Consider the following 1,228-nt stretch of genomic DNA (forward strand, 5'->3'; position numbering starts at 1 on the left):
GGATTTGAGGAAGGCAGTAGGGCAGTAGGGCAGTAGGGCAGTAGGGCAGTAGGGCAGTAGGGCAGTAGGGCAGTAGGGGGCATTTTCCGCAGCCTTACATACTGCCTTACTCCCCTACTGCCTTATTGCCTTACATCTTATCTATCACCGACTGTACGCCTTCCGTCGGCGCGTCGACGGACGAGCCTGCCACCATGATAGCGGCGACTATCGCTTCCGGGTCGTTGACCACCAGCGGCTTCACGCGATGCGCGGTGTGTATGAAGCCTTCCTCCGACATATGCTCGATCAGCGACAGCATCGGATCCCAGAACCCCTTGACGTTGGCGAAGACGATCGGCTTGCGATGATGGCCGAGCTGCGCCCAGGTCATGATCTCGACGATCTCCTCCACCGTGCCGATGCCGCCCGGCAGCGCCACAAAGGCGTCGGATTTTTCGAACATGCTGTGCTTGCGCTCGTGCATATTGTCGGTGATCAGCAATTCGTCGAGCTTGTCGAGCGCGGTTTCGGTCGCTTCCCTGTTGATCAGGAAGCGCGGGATGATGCCGGTGACCTTGCCGCCGGCCTTGAGCGCGCCATCGGCGACGGCGCCCATGATGCCCTTGGTGCCGCCGCCATAGATGAGGCGCAACCCGGATTTGGCAAGCGAGCGGCCAAGCGTGTGGCCGGCCTTGATATAGGCCTCGTCGCGGCCCGGAGACGAGCCGCAATAGACGCAGACGGATCGAATCGTGTTCATGACGATGATTGGTGATGGGGACGGTTGGCCGGGTCAAGCCCGCGGACGGGCTTTTTCTTGTGAGCTTGGAGAAAACACGCTAGACCGGCGTTAGGTGGCTAAGGGGGCAGTATAAAATTATGGCTATCAATCCTTCTAAGGCGTTCTTGTTCGCGGCGGGCGGCGTGGCCGTCGTGGCGGCGGTCGCCTACGGGTCGGGCGCGCTCGATCCCTACATCAACCAGAAACCAGCGCAGGTCGCGGCGCTGCCGCAGACCGGCGCGAAACCGGCTGAATCCTCGAGCACGACCACCGAGGCGCGCGTGCCTCAAGCTCCTGCAAACACAATGGCCCCGGCCAACACGATGGCGCCGGCCAACAAGAACGCAACGGCGCCGGCCGCCGCGGCCGGTTCGACGCTGCCGACCTTCGATGTCGTGCGCGTCGAAAGCAACGGCTCGATCGTCGTCGCCGGCAGCGCCGCGCCCAACGCCAAGGTCGAGATCC

Annotated in this window: 1 protein-coding gene and 1 pseudogene; one reads left to right on the forward strand and one right to left on the reverse strand. The window is 62.6% G+C overall.

Going from position 1 to position 1,228, the window contains the following annotated elements:
- Positions 1-130: 130 nt before the first annotated feature.
- Entirely contained in the window at positions 131-742 is a 612-nt protein-coding gene (locus EOA28_RS36250; protein WP_095816104.1) for a TIGR00730 family Rossman fold protein, read from the reverse strand.
- 119 nt (positions 743-861) lie between these two features.
- On the opposite strand from EOA28_RS36250, the pseudogene EOA28_RS36255 reads away from it, so the two are divergent.
- Positions 862-1,228 (forward strand): annotated as a pseudogene (locus EOA28_RS36255) (peptigoglycan-binding protein LysM); the annotation flags it as partial.

Origin of the sequence: Mesorhizobium sp. M2A.F.Ca.ET.067.02.1.1 (assembly GCF_004023285.1) — a bacterium.
Classification (GTDB): Bacteria; Pseudomonadota; Alphaproteobacteria; order Rhizobiales; family Rhizobiaceae; genus Mesorhizobium.